The 18,409-nt window shown below is 57.7% G+C and carries 18 protein-coding genes and 2 pseudogenes; 13 read left to right on the top strand and 7 right to left on the bottom strand.

All coding sequences use genetic code 11. From position 1 onward, the window contains the following. Positions 1-143 precede the first annotated feature (143 nt). Complete coding sequence (gene fni, locus DEQ67_RS15125; RefSeq protein WP_115891856.1) at positions 144-1,226, bottom strand: type 2 isopentenyl-diphosphate Delta-isomerase; 1,083 nt, start codon at positions 1,224-1,226, stop codon at positions 144-146. A gap of 816 nt (positions 1,227-2,042) precedes the next feature. Here fni and DEQ67_RS15120 point away from each other — a divergent pair. Together DEQ67_RS15120 and DEQ67_RS15115 are read left to right on the top strand one after the other, a co-directional pair. Beyond that, a complete protein-coding gene (locus DEQ67_RS15120; RefSeq protein WP_115891857.1) occupies positions 2,043-2,483 on the top strand; it encodes a hypothetical protein in 441 nt (146 codons plus the stop codon). Positions 2,484-2,665: 182 nt separating this feature from the next. Next, a pseudogene (locus DEQ67_RS15115) lies at positions 2,666-3,053 on the top strand (hypothetical protein); the annotation flags it as partial. A gap of 40 nt (positions 3,054-3,093) precedes the next feature. On the opposite strand, the gene DEQ67_RS15110 reads toward DEQ67_RS15115, so the two are convergent. Both DEQ67_RS15110 and DEQ67_RS15105 read right to left on the bottom strand, forming a co-directional pair. Continuing rightward, positions 3,094-4,242, bottom strand: coding sequence for a PH domain-containing protein (locus tag DEQ67_RS15110; RefSeq protein WP_115891858.1), 1,149 nt, complete (start codon positions 4,240-4,242; stop codon positions 3,094-3,096). Positions 4,243-5,030: 788 nt separating this feature from the next. Next, a complete protein-coding gene (locus tag DEQ67_RS15105) occupies positions 5,031-5,246 on the bottom strand; it encodes a hypothetical protein (RefSeq protein ID WP_424020182.1) in 216 nt (71 codons plus the stop codon). A 337-nt stretch (positions 5,247-5,583) separates the two neighbouring features. On the opposite strand from DEQ67_RS15105, the gene DEQ67_RS15100 reads away from it, so the two are divergent. The 3 genes from DEQ67_RS15100 to DEQ67_RS15090 all read left to right on the top strand — a co-directional run bounded on the left by DEQ67_RS15100 (position 5,584) and on the right by DEQ67_RS15090 (position 8,528). Next, complete coding sequence (locus DEQ67_RS15100) at positions 5,584-6,483, top strand: SOSS complex subunit B family protein (RefSeq protein WP_115891859.1); 900 nt, start codon at positions 5,584-5,586, stop codon at positions 6,481-6,483. 224 nt (positions 6,484-6,707) lie between these two features. Beyond that, on the top strand, positions 6,708-7,862 hold the full coding sequence (locus tag DEQ67_RS15095) for a PQQ-binding-like beta-propeller repeat protein (protein ID WP_115891860.1): 1,155 nt from the start codon (positions 6,708-6,710) through the stop codon (positions 7,860-7,862). A gap of 276 nt (positions 7,863-8,138) precedes the next feature. Further along, positions 8,139-8,528 (top strand): hypothetical protein, encoded by a 390-nt coding sequence (locus tag DEQ67_RS15090; RefSeq protein WP_004968161.1) that lies wholly within the window; start codon positions 8,139-8,141, stop codon positions 8,526-8,528. 237 nt (positions 8,529-8,765) lie between these two features. On the opposite strand, the gene DEQ67_RS15085 is transcribed toward DEQ67_RS15090, so the two are convergent. Together DEQ67_RS15085 and DEQ67_RS15080 are read right to left on the bottom strand one after the other, a co-directional pair. After that, entirely contained in the window at positions 8,766-9,050 is a 285-nt protein-coding gene (locus DEQ67_RS15085) for a PadR family transcriptional regulator (RefSeq protein ID WP_115891861.1), read from the bottom strand. A 1,147-nt stretch (positions 9,051-10,197) separates the two neighbouring features. Next, positions 10,198-11,847 carry an ATP-binding protein gene (locus DEQ67_RS15080; protein WP_115891862.1) on the bottom strand — a complete coding sequence of 550 codons (1,650 nt, stop codon included), beginning with the start codon at positions 11,845-11,847 and terminating at the stop codon, positions 10,198-10,200. 549 nt (positions 11,848-12,396) lie between these two features. Here DEQ67_RS15080 and DEQ67_RS15075 point away from each other — a divergent pair. The 6 genes from DEQ67_RS15075 to DEQ67_RS15050 all read left to right on the top strand — a co-directional run bounded on the left by DEQ67_RS15075 (position 12,397) and on the right by DEQ67_RS15050 (position 15,804). Beyond that, positions 12,397-12,888 carry a hypothetical protein gene (locus tag DEQ67_RS15075; RefSeq protein WP_115891863.1) on the top strand — a complete coding sequence of 164 codons (492 nt, stop codon included), beginning with the start codon at positions 12,397-12,399 and terminating at the stop codon, positions 12,886-12,888. Positions 12,889-12,904: 16 nt separating this feature from the next. After that, positions 12,905-13,165: a hypothetical protein gene (locus tag DEQ67_RS15070; protein ID WP_115891864.1), complete on the top strand. Its 261-nt coding sequence runs from the start codon at positions 12,905-12,907 to the stop codon at positions 13,163-13,165. Between the two features lie 329 nt (positions 13,166-13,494). Beyond that, positions 13,495-13,890, top strand: a complete 396-nt coding sequence (locus DEQ67_RS15065) for a DUF7567 family protein (RefSeq protein WP_115891865.1) — start codon at positions 13,495-13,497, stop codon at positions 13,888-13,890. 97 nt (positions 13,891-13,987) lie between these two features. Beyond that, positions 13,988-14,326 carry a hypothetical protein gene (locus tag DEQ67_RS15060; protein WP_115891866.1) on the top strand — a complete coding sequence of 113 codons (339 nt, stop codon included), beginning with the start codon at positions 13,988-13,990 and terminating at the stop codon, positions 14,324-14,326. A 73-nt stretch (positions 14,327-14,399) separates the two neighbouring features. Next, the gene (locus DEQ67_RS15055) at positions 14,400-15,329 is read left to right on the top strand and encodes an ImmA/IrrE family metallo-endopeptidase (RefSeq protein WP_115891867.1); all 930 of its coding nucleotides are present in this window, start codon (positions 14,400-14,402) and stop codon (positions 15,327-15,329) included. 67 nt (positions 15,330-15,396) lie between these two features. Further along, a complete protein-coding gene (locus DEQ67_RS15050; protein ID WP_115891877.1) occupies positions 15,397-15,804 on the top strand; it encodes an SWIM zinc finger family protein in 408 nt (135 codons plus the stop codon). Between the two features lie 35 nt (positions 15,805-15,839). Here DEQ67_RS15050 and DEQ67_RS15045 read toward each other — a convergent pair whose 3' ends face one another. Continuing rightward, positions 15,840-16,025, bottom strand: coding sequence for a hypothetical protein (locus tag DEQ67_RS15045; protein WP_115891868.1), 186 nt, complete (start codon positions 16,023-16,025; stop codon positions 15,840-15,842). 382 nt (positions 16,026-16,407) lie between these two features. On the opposite strand from DEQ67_RS15045, the gene DEQ67_RS15040 reads away from it, so the two are divergent. Together DEQ67_RS15040 and DEQ67_RS15035 are read left to right on the top strand one after the other, a co-directional pair. Next, entirely contained in the window at positions 16,408-17,334 is a 927-nt protein-coding gene (locus DEQ67_RS15040) for a transcription initiation factor IIB (RefSeq protein ID WP_115891878.1), read from the top strand. Positions 17,335-17,665: 331 nt separating this feature from the next. Further along, positions 17,666-17,734: pseudogene (locus DEQ67_RS15035) on the top strand (IS6 family transposase); the annotation flags it as partial. Between the two features lie 8 nt (positions 17,735-17,742). On the opposite strand, the gene DEQ67_RS15030 reads toward DEQ67_RS15035, so the two are convergent. Then, entirely contained in the window at positions 17,743-18,378 is a 636-nt protein-coding gene (locus DEQ67_RS15030) for an IS6 family transposase (RefSeq protein ID WP_115891869.1), read from the bottom strand. Positions 18,379-18,409 lie beyond the last annotated feature (31 nt).

Here is an 18,409-nt window from a genome sequence, read left to right as displayed (position 1 = left end):
GTTTGGCGACTCTGCTGAATAGAGAGGGAGCGGATTGACTATCGCGTTGAATCGCTAAGTACAGGTTGGACAGATATCGGAGTCGGCTCTCTCTCTTTCCCGGTGTTATTCTATCTATCCTGCAGAAACTGGAGAATTCGGTATTACTCGCTACTGGTTCGTTGTTCCACGTACTCGCGCGTCTCTCCCTGCAACACGTATTCCACGTCCTGAAGCTCGTCGATCGACCCCGAGCCGGTGACGAACATCGCTGTCCGCAGCTCGGCGATCAGGTCCTTGACTCGTTCGATGACAGCGTCTGGTCCGTCTGTAGCTGGTTTCAGGAACGGTTTCGCCAACCCGCCGGCGTGGGCACCCAGGGCGATCGCTTTTGCCACGTCCAATCCCGTTCGGACACCACCACTCGCAATTACGCAGTCGTGTTCGGCAACACACTCGATCGTGCTTGCAGCGGTTGGGATACCCCATTCTCGGAACAGGGTGCCGATTCGTTTCTGTCGCGGCGCGTTCGCGGCTGCTGCCCGATAAGCTTCGATTCCGGACCACGTTGTCCCGCCTTTTCCAGCTACGTCAATCGCGTCAACGCCTGCCGCAGTCAGCTTACGGGCAGTCTCCCCGGAAATTCCGTTGCCCGTTTCCTTGACGATCATCGGCACCGAGAGTGCCTCGGACACTCGCTCAATCGCAGCTACACAGTGTCGCCCGTCGACATCACCTTCAGGTTGAGTGGCTTCCTGAAGAAAGTTCAGGTGGACCGCGAGCGCGTCGGCGTCGATCATCTCGACTGCCTGCTCGACCATCTCGATGTCGTACTCTCGAAGCTGTGCAGCCCCGAGGTTCCCGTAGATGAACGCATCGGGTGCGGCATCGCGGACGACCGTGTACGACTCGAGGACGCGTTCGTCGTCGAGTTCGAGGCCTGCTCGCTGGCTACCGAGACCCATGGCGATACCGGTCTCGCTGGCAGCTCGGGCCAGCGCCCGATTAATCTCTGTCGTGTTCTGGTGCCCGCCAGTCATGCTCTCGATGAAGATCGGGGCAGATAGGGTGTGGCCCAGGAAGTCGATGGAGGGGTCGATCGCGTCGTAATCGAGTTCCGGAAGCGCGTTATGAATGAGTCGGACGTCGTCGAAGCCCGTCCCTGTCGTTTCGACGTCCCGCTCCTGAACGATTTGAAGGTGGTCGTCTTTTCGGTCTTCAGTCTTCGAGGAGTCCTGTGCCGTCATTAGTTGAGTTTGTACAAGAGATGGGAAAACGATACTGTTGTATCGACGCGCCCCCCGATTCTAATTATTCTTGAAATGATAATATTCTGGGATCGCTACGTGTCTGTATCCAGCATTGCGCTGCTATACGACAAAAGTTGACAGAGCTACCAGTAATAAGTTCGCACACCTATTAACGGTCAATTCTTCATCGAAGGTGTGAAACAAACATCGGCAGCTTTCTGCATTTATCCCCCATATTCAGCAAACCGGTTGTGTGTTGGGAGGGTTTCAGCAGAGCCACTCCCCTCAGAATGTCGAAAATTATACTGCGGACTAGAATCAGGTGCTTCTGAACTCCCGTCGAGCAATTTTCAGCGGCTAACACGGCCGGAATCGAGGGAATCGGGGATATTCCACAATTCGAAGTGTCGAGTCGGAGGATTTCGAGAGATTCAGTCCAGGTGAAGCAACGGTTCCAAGTTATTCAGATACGGCCGTAATCACCTTCGTTACCCTGCCGTCGAGCAATTTTTGAGATTACAGCATTACTCCGGTACTCGTCGAGGTATCTTCTACCGTCTCAAATCGGCCCGACGGGGTTCTTCTGCGATTTGAGGGCGTCATATTGTCTTGCATATCGCAGTTTTCGTCCAAAGAAAGAGGCGATATGCAATGTGCGAAGGCCGCCGGCTCTCTCAGGCCGAGGGGCCATCACAGGGGTAGTGGAGTCAAGAAAGTATCAGATGTAGCGCACAAGTTGAGCGGGTGTGAGTCGGTGGTGTCTGTCGCCCCCGCCAGGGGGTGGCGGGGTACATCACGTGCCCCCGATTGACGATGGCTTCGGAACGACGCAGCAAGACACGAGCAGCGCATCACGCAGAAACCACCCCCAACGGTCAAGCACTGTGGGCGGACCTCGAGATGGCGGTTCCGACCGACCGGGATCACGCGTCGGTCGTCGCCCTTGTGGAGTGTGCCCTCGTCGAACTCACGCACGAGGCCGTGGGCGCCGTCTTCATCTCCCGGCAGGTCGGGCGGTCGACGCGGACGCAGTACGTTGCGGCCGACGACGTCGGCGAGCAGTTCCAGAAGCGGCACTTCGACGACCGACTGGGCTGGCACGAGACCACCGTCCCTCGACGAACCGTTCGCGACGAACTCATCACCCAGCTCACGCAGTCGCCCTCGACGTCGGCGGAACGATCAGGTGAAGGAGCAACCAGCGAGCCAGACACCTTCGTCGTGAAGCCAGTTCGAGAGCTCCAAACGCCGTAGCAACTAGCCTTAACCAACATTCCGAACCGATACCGACACAGTGTTGGTTAACTCTGGGGCTGGATCCACTCCCTCGCCCCCACCCACCGCCCTGTCCCTCGAGTGAGTGTATCCTGGCGATCGGTCGGCTTGAACGGCGGTCGCGACGGGTTTTATCGGGCCGCTACTCCTCGAGATCGAGTATGGTCGTCGTCGAGGAGGTCACCAAACTAAGCGAGCGGCGTACTCAAACCTCGTCCGAGGCGTTTCCGGACGATGCGCTGGCGTCGATTCGGGCAGCCGTCGAGGCCGTCCCAGCAAGCGTCTTCGACGGGTCGACGAAGCACACAGAGGTCGGTGGGTTCGATGCCGCCATCGCCGACGGGCTCTCGCAGTACGAGTACGAAGGGGGACGCCGCCGGCGGCTACAACCCGAACTGTAAGCTCTGGTCGCATCAGGGGTTTAACTACAGCGTCGATCTCTACGACGCCGACGCCCGCATCGCCATCGAGGTCGAGAAGAGCGAGCGGAAGAACGTCAGCGACGACCTCCTCAAGTTCCAGAAGGGGTACCGCACCCAGAAGGTTGGATCCTTCACCGGGACTTCATCTATTTCCTGAGTTAGCGAAACTAGATCTCATCAAGCAGATCTGCTTTCTTCTCTTCGAATTCCTCTTCTGAGAGAACTCCGTTATCGCGGAGTTCACCAAGCTTTTCCAGTTGCTCAAGCGGGTCAGTCTCTGTTGATGCTGTTGAGGTAGCCGTCGTGGTATCTCCTGCGATCTGCTCGCGGATGAACCGCGTCATCTCACGGACTTCTGGCTTCCCAGGGAAGTTTGCTTGGATGTGATACGTCTGGCCAGGAGTCTGGAGTGAGATCCGTTTCCCACCTAAGCCAGCATCAAGATCAACACTTGTTATGCTTTGGTAGGGTACTGATCGTTCGTCGGTCCCGGTGAACTGAGGAATCTTTACGACGACGCGTTTGTTCGTTGCGGCGGCTCGTACGTAGCCGCGTGTTCCCTGCTTTCGACTTCGGTCATTGCCCCACCAAGAACTCCCCGCACCAGAACCCTCAACATCAACTGTTTGACCACGAGTGAGGTAGTGGACACGCTCATCTGGATCAAGTATGTCTCGGATTTTATCTACGCGCTCTTGATTTACATAAGCTCCTTGTGGCGTTGCATCAAGTGGATCTGTATTGCCGGCACCGGTTCGCATCGTGTCGTCCCAAATCGGGCGAAGTGAATGGACAGTATCGAGATCGGAGTTGACAGTAGGTGCATCCTTTGCTTGGGTTCGGATGTAGTCTGCAGCTGCTTCAATCTCGGATTGAGTGGCTGAATTCGGAATATACATTCTATATTCGTGATTGCTTGTGAAGACTGATAGCCGGTTTTTCGTCAGTCCATTTTTGGTCTGGACGTCAGTAATTGAGCCATATACTAGCGCATTCCCACGATTCCCAGCAGCTGTGAGGATGATTCGTTGGTCAGTTACGAAAAATGTGCTCATGAAATCTTGCTGGTGGCCAGCTCCAACTGCATCTCCGTCACGAATCTGACCTTTTGAGTTATTGGCAAAGTAGTAGTGGGGCTGTTCGTTCTCGTTCAGTATATTGAGGAATGGACTGTCAGCAAGAATACTCTGAACTGAAAAACTACCTACCCCGCCTGTGGTCTTCGTGAGAATTTTCGCGGTGACGCTCTTTCCCCGCGCACTATCTGCCAAGCGCTGTGCTTCTGGATTAACATCCCCAGAGTCGAACAGTCCCATATCTGAACTAACCAATTTAACAGAGTAAAGCTTACCCTCTTGTCCACAACGCATCATACCATCCGTCACATCTCACGAGAGTCATTCAGTTACTGGATGGTCTGCATACGCAATCGCTCCGGTCAGTACAAACATCTCTTAACATGACATATACGGTCACGATCTCCTGCGTGGAGTTCGCTGAGTTGTGTAGCGAAGCTGATTCCAGTACCCGAGATCACTAACAGGACGACTAAGTCCCGTGCTTTTCGAAACTACTGCATTAGTCTGCTGTCGGAGGTTCTGAGATAACACTTCTCAGCAGCACAGTTGCTGCAGTAGACTTCCGTCGAGAGGCGACCTCACGTGTTTGGGAGGTGAGTTGTGTCGGTACGTTTGGGTGGCGACTGCTCGGGTTGCGCGCGCTCCGGCGGGCAGCCCGTTCCTGCCGGGCCCGGGCGTTTCGCGCTGCCGTTGCGTCTGCGACGGACGGGGCACGGTCGCGGGGACGGGTCGGGCCAAGTGCAGCCACCCGATACCGGTCAGCCCCGAGGGCGGGTCTGCGAGCACTCGACCCGCGTCCGGGCTGTAACCGAGACCGGGCTGACTGCATCTTCACCAGCCGTTGGGTCGGCGCTCCCTTGATGCGGTCGCGCCGCCGGCCGGCTGGCTCAGACGTGGCCGCTTGCGCGGTCCGGGCGGGCTGCTCGCCGTTCGGGCGATTGCCCTCACCCCTCGTTCGCCCGGGCTGCCGCGGCTACTGGGGGCTCGCCGTGCTCACCCCCAGTATGCCACGGTCCGGGGCTCACTCAGGGCTGGCTGTGCGGCCTGCCGGGCATGCGCTCAAACTCGGCCGCGACGAGCTGTGGGTCCGCGGGCGTCCAGCCCGCGCCGGGCTGCCGCACGAGGCGTTTCCGTTGCGTCTGCGACGGACGGGACAGGCTCGTGCGGGTCCGGGCGCGGTGCTGGTCCGGCGGGTCCTCGCTCTCTGCGGCCTCGCTGTGGCCGTATGCGACGCCGTTCACCACCGTATACCCCCCGGCCGTGCCGCCTCGGCGCCGCGGCCGCTTCCGTTGCGTCTGCGACGGACGGGCGTCGGTGAGGCGCCGACCCGCGGTGACCGGCTGGGTATATGGCGGTGACCGCGCGCTCACCTCGAGGTTCACCCCCCGCACTCGTCTGTGGGGGTGCCGTCGGTGCCGCGCCGCGCCGGACAGGGTCCGGCGTGAAGGCGCGGCGCGGGCACCTCGGAGACGGCGTCATCGGTCGACGTCGGAGCCGTGGCTCGGGTAGGTTAGTTCGTGAGAATCCCGCGAGTGAGGCCGCGGGCGTCGGCGCGTCAGCGCCTTCGAAGTTACGACAATGTCTAGTAACAATTCCAATCGCAAGGTAGTTTCGGTGGCTGAACAGGCGTTCGAGCAAGCGGATGAGACGACAGTCGATGAAGACGGGTTTGAGGTCGTCGACGAGACGCCGACGTTCCAAGCGACGGTGCAACAGGAGATCCAAGCAAAGGTTGATGCGAACCACCCAGATGGGATTGCAGACACGAGCGACGAGCGGATTGACGGGGTGACGTTGGCCCAAGAAGAACGCATTCGAGCGCGGGAAGCCGAACTCGAACGGATTAGTGCCCGTGCGGAACTGGGCTCGCAAGAGGGTCGTGAGGCGCGGTCGCGGGTGATTGCGGCCGAGCGGAGCGCTGCGCGACGGCGGCAGTTCCAGAAGCGCGCGGCGAGTCTGAATCCGATGGTTGAGCCCGACCGGGGAGATCCCCGGACGGAGTTGACCCAAGCACAGTTGGGCGCAGTGAACTCTCAGGCAAAACGGTTGGCAGAGAAGCTGGATGGCTGGTCACGAGCGGCGATCAGTCGGCGGCTGAGCGAAGCAGTGTTGGGTGGCAAGGACATGATGTCGGCAACTGTGAGCGTGTTCGAGGAACTTGAGGGCGCACCGGGGACGATGGTGCCGATCGGGAAGCTTGAGGGCGTGTCGCGACGCGAAGTGTGCATTGAAGGGACGCTGACGACAGTGTGGGAGTCGGAGTCGCCGGCGATTCAGCAAGCGGGGCTCCTCGAAGACGAAAGCGGGCAGGTGAAGCTGACGAGTTGGAAGGCCTCGGACGTGCCGTGGATTCGCGAGGGCGAACGCGTGCGGGTTCACGGAGCGGCGCGGAACTGGTACGACGGGCGTGTCTCGATTGCCCTGACGGGGTGGACGACCGTGCACTTCCCCGAGCGCGACGCTTGGTGGGACGCCTAACGGCGCGAGGCAGCTCTCTTTTTTGTTGGTGGCCGGGCCGACCCAGGCCCCACCGCCCCACCCTCCGCTCCGTGCTCGCAGACGCTGCGCGCGCAGCCACGACCTCTAGAACTCTTTTTCGACGTCACGGTGAGGATTGGTGCCTTCGATATTCTCCAATGAAAGTGACTGTTAAACTGGGGTATCACTATCATGACTATTACCCTGTCTCCCCACCGACTAGCATGCTTCGGGGGAACCAACAAGGGCTGAATCGACGACAGGCACTCCGAATTTTGGGGACCTCATTTGCGATTGGAACTGCAGCTCTCCGCGCGGGTCGCCCCGTTACTGCTCGTGCGCCAGCAGAGCCGTCATGGCCAACGTTCCAGTTTGACAATGGTCGGTCCGGATACAACCCGCACGGGAGACGTCCCACAGGCAAACTCACAAAAGTATGGGAAACGACTGACGGATCATTCTCGAGCAGTCCAGCCGTCGCCGGAGAACTGCTGTATCACGGGACAGCCGCGAAAGGCCTCTTCGCCTATGATGCCGAGGACGGGAGTACCGTCTGGAACAGTCCGACCAACGGGCGAATCGGTCCCTCAAGACCAACGGTAGCCAACGGAGTTGTCTATATTGGCGATTGGGAGCATATCTTCTATGCATTCGATAGCACCACTGGCAGTGAACGCTGGCGCTACGATGCTGGTGCGATACTTAATCATGATTCAGTTGTTGCTGATGGGGTGGTGTATTTCAGTGACGCGGATGGAGTTATTCACGCGGTTTCAGCAGCCGATGGGGCTGCTATCTGGAGTCTCGACACCGGCTTTGGAATCACATCACTTGCGATGAGTGATAGGGGTATTTTCTTCGGGGGGTCTAATTCACGGATCTCTCGGCTCGACGCAGCAACTGGCGCGGTCGAGTGGTCTCATCCTGTTCCGTACTCTCCACGACACATTGTCCTCGTCGATGGGATTGTGTATGTTGGTGGCTGGCCGTATCTCGCGACCTACGACGCAGCAGATGGAACAGAACGTTGGCGTGTCTATGTCGGGACAATTACCAACTCACCAGCGATCTCTGATCGACTCATCTATCTCGGGTCTACCAACAACCAACTACTTGCATTTGACCGAGCGACTGGTGAAGAACAATGGGCCTTCAGCGTTGGTGACCACCCGATTCAAGGAATTGTCTCGTCGCCTGCTGTTGTCCAAAACCGTGTGTATTTCGGCGGCTACGACGGGTACGTATACGGACTCCATGCACGGACAGGTAAGCTGATGTGGTCATTCGACACCGGTACTGAGATCACAGGGTCGCCAGCTGTCGTTAACCGGCGTCTCTATATCGGGAGCCGCTTGGGTGGTATGTACGCATTCGGTTGATGAACAACACCGACTCTATACTGGACTCACAGTTCACCACCGGTTTCATCGTGTCGGGTAAAGTCGACGATCTAAGTCTAGTGGGCTCTGTTGAAATCCTAAGCCCCTGATGGTTTGTCGAAGGCGTGCTGAATAGAGGGCGCAAGTCGGTCACGCAACTGCCACACCTTACAGTGGCCCAGACAACTAGCAACCCAGCCATTGATTCCGCTAAATTAGCGAATTGAGGTGGATTTGACCGTGGTTATATGATTCTTCACAGACAACATACTGACAATGGCTACCAAGATGGCGTCTCGGCTCGAAGAATATTTCGAGGAAAGGACAAACGGCAATCTTCGGAGCATCGTGAAGTACAACCAAGACAGTCACGACGTCGTTTACTTGCGAGATGACGTGGCTGTCCGATACACAGAAGACGACATTAAAAAAGCGGTTGACGAGTCACGGCTGGACTCGTTGACTGCACCGGTCTACAAGGACACGTTTGCAGAGGACCACGGCGAATTGACGTGCTTGGTCCAGTGCTTCGAGAACGTCATCGAGATGAACTTCGTCCTCCGAGATGGGGTCGGTGCAGCTGTCGCTTTAGACGCAGAGGCATTTGCGGAGACTCAAGGTATCGTAGCTGAGGCCCGGAAGATCGTCATCGAAGAGCGCGAGTAGTCTTCTGTACCCAAGAATGTGAACGATGTGAGAGTCGAGCTTCTTCCTTGCTTCTGTCGGCCTCAATTCCCGAGATGTAACCTATCTACTACTCTCGAATGCTGGCTTCACTCTCTGTATGTTGCACGCACTTCCTGTCACAGTCTGAGGATTTCAACGGGGTCGATCCAACGTAATAGGAGACGCTAGTCTCACTCGTACGGACAGTCGACGAAAACAGTCACTCGTCTCGTACAGTTAGGTGGTGAGTTCGCTTGTATACTGTTGTTCCCAGTCGTCACGGGCTTCGATTTCTCGGCGACCTCTGGCTGTGATCGCGTAGACGTTCGTTCGGCGGTCCTTTTCGCCTTTGTCGAGCAGTCCCTTCTCGACGAGTGTGTCGAGGTTGGGATACAGGCGGCCGTGGTGGATCTCGGTTTCGTAGTAGTCCTCGAGTTGGTCTTTGATTGCGAGCCCGTGTGGGTCATCTAAGCCAGCGGTGACGTACAGCAGGTCTCGTTGGAACCCGGTCAAATCGTACATTTTGCTGTCCGCAGCTAGTTTAAGAATACATATACGTTTGTTGGCCATCGGCCGGGTTTCAGAGTGGCTTTGCTGGACGAACGTTTATATCCGAACGTACAGCCACGACGCGGTATGCCGCCCTACCGTGACCGGACCGCTGAATTTCGACCATATGGCGAAGCGACGCAAATCCCGGACCCACAGTTGGAAACTGACCATGCCGAGTACGGCGACGGAATCCCGGAGCGTGACTACCCTGCAGGTAACGACCGGGATACGGACACCTGCCAGACCTGTGAGTGGGCTATTCCTCGGACCGAGAGCCAGTGTCGGTTCTGCCTTGAACAGGACGTCTCGGTCCCAGACAGCACCTCAGCGCCCCGCGAGCAATCACTCCACGGCATCATCTGCCTGCTCGTTCCGTCACAGTCATCGCGGGGTGCACTCGCAAAAGGGACTGCAGCAGCCCGATTACTGCAGAAGTCCCACTCACCTCGTATCGACGAGTGTACACTCATTGCGGCGCTCGAACAGCCGATCGCGGCGCCACTTCGAGTGCGGTGGGGTCACCTCCCGGATGTTGTCTCAGCGACTGGATCGCGTGCGGGTGGGTTCGTAGCGAAAGCACGGTCAGTCTCGCTGTGGTCCGCTTCTCCTTCGACGGAGAGTTCTTTTTCGCGATGGTACGACGCTGCTGGGACGCAGATTATTGAGGACTCCCGTCGTGAACGGTTGCTCTCGGACTCGGAGACGTGGGTTGTCCCGGCGATTGCAGTTCGACGAGCGTCTGCCGACTCCTCGCCACCACAGTCGTCGTCAGCCTCGACAACACGGCAACTGCTCCGCTGTCAGTCGTGTGGCGAGCAGACACCGCATCGGTTCGACTTACGCGACGACGGTCCGCCCACAGTGTGGGCTGGAGAGCCGATCTGGCGGTGTTCCGTGTGTCGAACACCACAGTACGGACCTGATCCAGATACCTGATATTGGTACGGAGACGACTCAGAGGGCTCTGTTGAGTTCCGTAGAACTAACAGAAACCGTGTGACATAGAGAGGGTGCATTCATCATAGAAGGCTCGTTTATTCCATCTCACCCTCCTGAACTAACCGGTGAGTAGGACTGCTGTGGTTAGCAGTGGCGCGGTCTGGGACTGCCAGTTGTTTCACGCCACGGTTTCGATACCGAAAATCTCGAAGCGAGCACCGCCAGTGTCACTCTCGGTCACCTGTACTGTCCACCCATGGGCAGCGACTATCTCGGCGACAATAGCAAGCCCAAACCCGGTCCCACCCTCTCGCGTCGTATACCCCGGCTCAAACACCGAATCACGGTCCTCCAGGGGGATACCGGGCCCATCATCCGCCACGTAAAATCCCTCTCGATCAGGAAGCACCCCCACCGTAACCGTCACATCGGGCCCACCGTGGTCAAGGGCATTCCGAAACAGGTTCTCGAACAGTCGCTGTAGCCGTGCCGTATCTGCCTTGAACTCTACGTCGTCAGCCACTCGTAAGTCGGCGGTGGCTGTCTCAACCATCCCCCAACTCTCCGTTGCAACCGATGAAAGTAACACAGCGTCCCACTGCTCAACCGGTCGTCCCTCGCGGGCAAGCGTGAGAACTTGGCCAATCAGGTCATCCATCCGGTCAAATGCTCGCTCGACAGCTACTGCATGCTCATTTTCTTCCGCTACGCCTAGTTCCTCGCACAGTAACTCGAACTGGCCTGTGGCCACGTTGAGTGGATTGCGGAGGTCATGGCTCACTAGACTAGCGAACTGGTCGAGGCGTTCGTTCTGCCGTTCTAATTCCTCACGGTACCGCTCACGCTCGGTCACGTCGGTGAGGACGATGGTTTGTCCGAGCCCAGACTTCACTGTCCCATACGGCGTCTCAGTCACCCGGTAATAGCGTGTAAAATCCGACTGTTGGACCGGCAGAATTGGGTCGTCGCTGTTGAGACAGGCAGCCACATGCGGGAGTGCCTGCTCCAACTGAGCTCCCTCAGCACCGTTGAGCGTGGGGAATACGGTCCGCGCCGCGTGGTTCGTATCCCGGATGTGGTTGTCCGCGTCGAGTGCGATGATGGGTTCGTCCCGTTCGCCGGCCAGTTGGACGGCATCAAACTGGTCGATATAGGCAAACGCAACACCGACGGCGAACACAGCGACTCCCAGAGGCTCGTAGGTGATGTCGATGAGGTAGGACGTGGTGTACCCAATAATATCTAGCACGACTGGGAGGCCCGTGATTCCGACGAGTGCGAAGAGTGGGCGTGTGTCATAGTCGATTTGGGTAAACAGTTCTAGGAGCATGAAGTAGCCGACGAAGGCGAGTGCGTACGAGAAAGCCATCGCGGTCCAGTGGAGTGGCCCGGTAGCCACGGAGAGATGGGGGAAGGGGGTGGTGACGGCGGTGGTTGTGAAGTATTCGTGGTGGAGAGGGTTGGTAATTTTCACCGCGACGAGGACGACGTAGACGCCGACAGCGAGGCGGCGATACGTCGGGTTGTGGTGGTAGGTTCGACCGGTGTATGCAGAACAGAAGTAGAGCCAAGCTCCGACAGCGGCGAGACCTACCACCAGTCCGAGCGTATACCAGCCGAGTTTGAGGGCCGGCGTGGGGGAAACAAGAAAGCCGACCTGTGCGGTCGCCCAGCTACCACTAGTTAGGAGGAGTGCCCACAGGCCGCGTCGCGTGTCGGAGTCGGTGATTTGGTGGAGGCGTGTGAGGCTTGCAAAACAGGCGAGGGCGGCTACAGTGAAGGTACCAACATAGAGGTGGAAGAGCGGTGATGTTGGTACGGCTGCCATAGCGGGCGTATCTGAGGAACGACTAATAGTCTACCGATATAGACGGTGACGTAGTGTGGATCACCTGCGAGACATGCGCTCTGTATTCAGCACGGGTTGAGAAATATCATCGGAAAATGACGATCTGATTGCGTCAAGTCTGCATATGTTTTGGGCGACTCAGCTTTCTCAGGCGGATATTATACCGGGGACCGACTTGCACCCTGAGCTCAGCATGGTTTCACCGATTTATCAGCGACTGTGGATTCAGCAGAGTCAGTGTGATGTATCCTCTACAGTGGTCCACGATTTTACTGGCTGTTGTTGCATCGGGTCGACGACGTTGTCAGCTCACTTGACGAATAGCGTGGCGTACTACTGGTTAGTAAACAACATTGTCACGTGCAACAGTCACTCGTGACATCGGGCCCTACTGTGTAGGAACCCAAGAGCACCCGAACACGTGATTTCTGGCGTGTCGTAGTGGGTTGTGTTTGTGTGCGCCGGCGATGGGCGCCGGCGCAGGGGGTCGGACAGACATCGACTCCTGAGTCGGCGAGGTGACGACGAATGCACCAAGTAATCTACGCACTCGTGACTGCATCGACAACAGACCAAGCCCTCTCGCGGGCCGCCGATGTGTTCGATCAATTGGTGGGTGCTGCCCCGCACGCCGAGGCGGTGTTTGACTACTATGTGACGTTCGATGACGACTCAACAACGGTCGCCGGCAGCGCCCGGTGGGGTGACCTCCCGGTTGCAGAACCTGTTGACTCAGAAGACGGCCAGGAACTCCTTGAGCGTGGGTGGCAGGCGACGACACGCGAGTTCGAGCGGAATCTTGAGCGTGTTCGAGAGGGTGTTGACGAACTTGACGCCGCAGCGATTATGCGCGATGAGGACCTCGTCAGGCATGCGTGCCACAATCTCGGGGCGTACCGCGGACCGGCGGTGTACCTCTACGACGAGTTTGCTGACGGGGTTCGGCATCGCGAGCGGCTTGAGCAACTCGTCGGATCGAACGACCATCTGTGGATCGTTCCCGCTGATGTCCATTACTGAGTCGACGCTGTGTCCAATGGTACTCCTGAGTGAGTCGTTTCCTGATCGTGGTATTGCTGTTCGAATCGTCGTCGACGACGCGGCTGATAGCTATCGTGTTGAGTACACTTCACTGTCCGGCGGTGTGGTAACTGACGAGTGGACTATGTTCGGTGGCTCTGTCGGCTACGATGCGTCGGTGTTTGCGACTGACACTGCTGCACATGCGTTTGTCGAGCGCGTTCGAACGACCTCACACGATGATGTCCTCGCGGAGTTAGCAGTAGACACAGAGTAAGTCCTCCTGTGGTGTGTCGAACCGGGCACATATTGGGTTACTACTTCTCAATCTCCACAGGAAGACAGACGAAATGTACTCTCACTCTGCCACTTTCAGATTGTATTCGTGAACTCGCAACCTCACAGTCGGCGGATTACCGAACTCCTATGACAGGGTACCTCATTCAGCTCTATTGCGCGTTCAGCAGATCTCCACTACGGCGTTGTTTTTGCGCCGCCCAAAGGGGCGGAGGCGTAGTAACAGATGCCAATCCCAACGCTGGCAGTCGAGTTGTCTCACTTCCCACACCAGCCGCTCGTGACACCTGCAACGGTGGTGAATGATCGATGAGTCTCGAGCGCGTGTCCCGTCACGACGAGGCACTGTTCGAGTTTTTGTGGTGTCCGGTGTGTGGCACGGAAGCGTTCACGTACATTCCCTTCGAGGGGGTGTTCTGCACAGAGTGCAATACCAGTGTAACGTGCCGTGAGTCGCCTGAGTCGCGGGGGTACGATGAGGCGGTCATCATCACATTCGACGCGACGACGACGTGGAATCTCCACGTCGACGAGAAACTTCGTCGGCCGCTTCCCGACGACGAAGCACAAGTTAAGATTCTCGGTGCTCCGGGAGACTACCACGTCGATTGGTGGGCACCAACCACGACCGAAGACTGGACGCCAGTCGAGCGCAACGAGTTCGCTGACGAGTCCGAACCGGAGGAAGTGTCGCACCTCGCATAGCGTCGGTCAAGAGGCCCGTCGGTACTAGCGCGCCGTGGTTATTTTTGCGCCCGTGATGGGTACGGGCTGAAGACACAGTCCGTGTGACGTGATTTCCATGAGTCACCAACAAACAGAGCCAGACGTCTCGGTCGACGAGATTCCGGTCGACCTCGACCTCGTGCATCGTTCGGAGTTCACCCGAACCGACGTTCCCGATGAAATCGAGTCGATTACGTGGTCCCTCCTGAGCGAACAACCGCCGACAAACCCGCTCGTCGTGCTCAAAGCCGCTCGCTGGTGGTACATCCACGGGGCAGGTGAGTCCGATCCCGTGTACTGCTGGGCGATTGAGTGGGCTCGCCACCTCACGACCGGCGAAGCGACTGCGAGCGGCCTGTTCGGCGAGTGTCGACAGTACCTTCACAGTCTCGAGTGCGAGGACACCGACCAGTAGGTCGCCCGCCTGTTTTTTGTGCGCCCCAGAGGGGTGCGGCGCGTCCTGAAGCGACGTGTTAGAACTGAAACCAATGGCAACAACGAGTTCCCCGTCGGTGTCGTTCGACGAGACCGACACGCGACACGATGAGATGCATCGTACGATCGAACAATGGCTTGCAGACCTCGCTGCCGACGTCGACGACGCTCGGGCAAGCGAGCAGTTCCAAGCGTGGCTGGACGTCCAGAGTCGATTCCACGACTACTCCCACCGCAACACGCTCCTCATCACCCTCCAATGCCCCGAGGCGACGAAAGTCACTGGCTACCGGACGTGGCAAGTAGAGTTCGACCGACACGTCAAAGAAGGCGAGTCGGCAATCTGGATTTGGGCGCCGATCATCACGACCCAATGCCCCGAGTGTGGAAACGCGCCGAGCTACCACGAAAACAGCGAGTGTGAGTACGACGAGACGCCGCCCGAAGAGTGGTCGGAGGGCCTCGTGGGCTTCAAACCAGCACCGGTCTTCGACATTTCGCAGACCGAGGGCGAGCCACTCCCAGAACTGGACACGGCGGCGACCGGTGAGCCTGATACGCTCGTCGATGACCTCACCAACATCGCATCGGACCTCGGCGTGACCATCCGCATCGTCGATCCCGACGAGTGGCGGCATGGCGAAGCGAAGGGCGTCTGCCAGTCACGGAGTGTCCAAGACCTCACCCCACTCGTAGAAGTGAAGGATCGGGCGAATCGCGCAGACCTCGCGTCGACGATCATCCACGAGTACGCCCACGCGATTCTGCATTTCGACATCACCGACGCGACCGAGCGGGCGAAACGTGAGGTCGAAGCGGAGGCCGTTGCGTACGTCGTTAGTCGATACCTCGGCTTGGATACGAGTGGGTTGGCGTTCTACCTCGCTGCGTGGCAGGGCGACGAGACGGACGTGCTGCAAGAGCGACTGGGTCGGATTAGCGGGACGGCCGAAGAGATTCTGTCGACACTCGACGCGATCTAATCCCGTCTGCCGTCCGGCGCAGTTTTTCATGCGCCCGAAGGGGTGCGCGCATTGCGCGCTGGCTACCATGATTCCTGTACTACCAGAGTTCGATCCACCTACGCGTGTCCTCAAGCGAGCGCAGTACGAGGCGTTCGCGTTCGAACTCCTTGATGGCGATGTCCGTGTACGCAACGAGAGCTATGCTGACCCAACCGCGCACGAGTACCGCGTTCGAATTCGGGATGGCGTGCCCGACTTGTGTTCATGTCCGGCTGACGCAAGTAGCGACGGCCCGTGTAAACACCGGGTTGCGGTCGCGATTCGCCCACGAATACTCGAACTGGGGGTCCAGATGCGCGTCGTCGCGGATGGTGGGGCAACATCGAGCGCCGATGACGACACACCGGACCTGCCCTGCGAGTGTGAACAGTTATCTGAATCTCTTCCCTGTTGGAACTGTATTGACGCTGGGCGGCGTGACCTGTCTGAATAGTCGTTGGTGAGGGTTCGTTCGTTATCAGGTACTCGTCAGTCGTCGGAGTGCTGAGACGCAGCGTACGCACCAGCAAACTGCTCGCGCATCTCTCGACGGAGCAGTTCACTCATGACCTCATAGACGACCGGCTGAGGGTACTTCTCGAGGAGGTGTTGGACGTCGGCTGCACATTTGCTTTTTTCAGTCGCAAAGTTCGCAGTCCATGGTGTACTACTCATACAAGACAGTCATTTGTTGTCTCAGTTAACTGTTTGCCTGGTGAGAAATTCCTACTAACACAGTCCACGGACCGTGGCCTGCAGAGACCTACTGATACGACTGTCGAGTGCACGAAACTCGGTGGGCACGAGGCCCACGAGGGAGTTATCAAGGGGTGGATGCAGATGGCTTGGTACGCGATTCCGCACCCGTTGCAGAACAGGGCGCGTCTTGGGTGACACGACGAGCCTGCAACGGCAATCTACCTGTGAGCATGTTTGGTGTTGTGATTCAGTCATTAATCGCCCCTCCAGCCGAAGCCAGCCTATTCGAGACGGCGACGACGTTTTTCGGCCCCTGACGGGTGCGGGGCGCAGCGAGATGCGTCGCGCGGTGTTCGAGATGGCGACACGAGATGTCTACGAGCGACAGTTCGACGAATCGTGCGGGAAATCCTGTGGGAACGCCTCCTGTCCAGAATGTGGCGGGCAGGTCATTACAGAAGCTGGTGAGCGACGGTGCGACTCCTGTGGGCTCATCATCGACGGCCACAGCATCGACCGCGGCCCGGAGTGGCGATCGTTCGAGCGCAAGGAGCGAAAACGAGTGGGCGCGCCGCGAACGCCGACGCGACACGATCACGGTCTCGCTACTGAAATCGGCCGACATGTCGACGCGAACGGGACACCGATCCCGGGCGAGCGCCGACAGCAACTCTCCCGACTTCGCACCCAGCACAGTCGGAGTCGGTACCAGTCGAGTCGTGAGCGACGGTTGGCTCACGGGTTGGACGAAGTTCGGCGGCTTGCCGGCGCGCTTGACCTTCCTGATAGCCTGCGTGACCAAGCATGCCGATGTTTCCGGTCTGCTCAGCAGGCGGATTTGCTGCCGGGGCGGTCGATGGAAGCAGTCGCGGCTGCGAGCGTCCATGCGGCCTGTCGATGTGCGGGGATTTCGCGAACGCTCGCTGAACTTGTCCCACTCGCACGGGTGGCTGACTCGCGCGTCCGGTCAGCGTACAACGCACTCAATACAGAATTGGGGCTGCCTGCGAAGCCAGTTACACCGGTTGAGTTCGTTCCGCGGGTGGCAGATGCGCTTGATGTGACGGACCAGATTCAGCGACGAGCACGGTCGTTAGCCGAGGCATCAAGCGATGAGTGGGCTCATCGGGGCGCGAATCCGCATGCAGTCGCGGCAGCGTGTGTGTACACTGCGGCGGCTGAGCGGGACTGGCCGCTCACGCAGGCGCGTGTTGCAGCAGTGAGTGATACCTCAACCCAAACGATTCGAACGCACTACCAGACGTTGTGTGAAGCACGTAGGTGAATGTCAACGCTGAGGACGAAGATTACGCGTATATGAGTGAGGCTTGAGTCGCTTGGACTCCTCGGTTGAGCGCCGGAAATTTTTCTCCGGAAACGATGGGGTGTATAGTTCGGATAACAGCTGTTCGGTCGAATAGTGCAACCACAGCGTGTATTGTGACGGTGTAGGTTAATCAGGCGGCGTTCAATGAAACTACAGTCACAACCCCCGCCAACAATATTGTATGCTTTTGCACTACTGACTAGTGATTTATGTTGCTCAATAATTGACTAAACGGTACTGTCTAGTTAAGCCAGTTTGAGGAACGAGCAGGTCGTTGAGTGTGTTTGGGATGAAGCTCGCAGACCTGCTCAGCGAGTGCTTTGCGGCGGATTACGAAGAAGCTTGGGAGCGTGAGCGGGGTAGTGTTCAGATAAGCTGATTCCATGCGAAGCTGAACGATCTGAGCCACTCGTCGGCGGTTTCTGCTTCGGCGTTGCTGAAACAGTTTGAGAAAGAGATAGTTCGTCGTTTTATCTCTCTGAATACACGTTCAACAGCGTTCCGATTTCCATGTTTCTCGTATCTGAAATCGAATCCGTGGCGTTGACATGCATTCTGTAATGAATGCGAGCCATCGACGAGAAACACGGCGTCGGAGACATCGTGTTTCTCGGAGAGTTCAGTGAGAAATGAACGAGCGAGAACCTTCGTAGTCGTCGGCTCAAGCGTTGTATGGAGTACTTCGTTTGTTTCAGGATCGACAGCGGCGTACAGCCAGTACTGCTCGTCGTTGAGTTGGATCACAGTCTCATCAACCGCGACGTGATCCGGACACCGACCAGATTCGGGCTGTATATCGGCCTTGTGAATCCAATTATGAACGGTGTATCGAGCACGTTCGACACCGAATACCTCAAGAATAGAAACAGTATTCGAAAGAGATAATCTAGCAAGATGCAGCTGAATACTGAGCTTCATCAACAATCGCGGTGTCGCTTCTGGTTCAACAAACTCTAAGTTGATCTCGTCTAAACAACCGGTGAGGCGGTCGTTTTTGGGTATAGATCACTCAGAAAACGAACCGCCTCACTCT

Origin of the sequence: Haloferax sp. Atlit-48N (assembly GCF_003383015.2) — an archaeon.
Taxonomy (GTDB): Archaea; Halobacteriota; Halobacteria; order Halobacteriales; family Haloferacaceae; genus Haloferax; species Haloferax volcanii.
This window is presented reverse-complemented; position numbering and strand designations above follow the sequence as displayed.